Origin of the sequence: Alicyclobacillus fodiniaquatilis (assembly GCF_042678105.1) — a bacterium.
Classification (GTDB): Bacteria; Bacillota; Bacilli; order Alicyclobacillales; family Alicyclobacillaceae; genus Alicyclobacillus; species Alicyclobacillus fodiniaquatilis.
In genome coordinates this window covers 1-614 of record NZ_JBHUCX010000060.1, presented here as the reverse complement: position 1 = coordinate 614, position 614 = coordinate 1, and the positions used below count along the sequence as shown (strand labels likewise).

The window sequence follows — 614 nt, the reverse complement described above, 5'->3', positions numbered from 1 at the left end:
ACAGAGAAAGCTAATTTATCAGTCTCGGTTCAGCCGAATCATTTGGCGTACGTGATTTACACATCAGGTTCTACCGGAACACCAAAAGGCGTTATGATTGAGCATTGTTCTGTAATAAATCTAATCAGAGGTATTTCTGAACGACTATCGATTACCGAATTGCGGCGTGTCCTTACGCTAACGACGTATGCTTTCGATATTTTTGTTTTGGAGAGTCTAGTTCCCCTCAGTTGTGGTATGACGATGGTGATGGTATCAGAGAAAGAACAAAAAGATATGCGAAAAATAGCTTCGATAATCATGGAACATGATGTGGAATTGGTGCAGATGACACCATCACGCATGAGACTGTTATGTGGGGATAGGGATATCGCAGGTAGCTTGCAGAATCTAGCCGTCGTTTTATTGGGCGGGGAAGCTATGCCAGAATATTTGATGGATGAATTACAAGGTGTTACTCAGGCACGAATATTTAACATGTATGGGCCCACTGAGACGACGGTATGGTCTACGGTATCGGAAATCGTAGATTTTTCTTGGATAACTATTGGTCATCCAATTGCAAATACTAAAGTTTATGTTTTGGATCCATGGGACCAGTTAGTGCCAATCGG

General features: G+C 42.0%; 1 protein-coding gene. It reads left to right on the top strand.

Going from position 1 to position 614, the window contains the following annotated elements; all coding sequences use genetic code 11:
- Positions 1-614 (top strand): AMP-binding protein (locus tag ACFSB2_RS17130; RefSeq protein WP_377944326.1); only part of this gene is annotated, 614 nt, incomplete at both ends.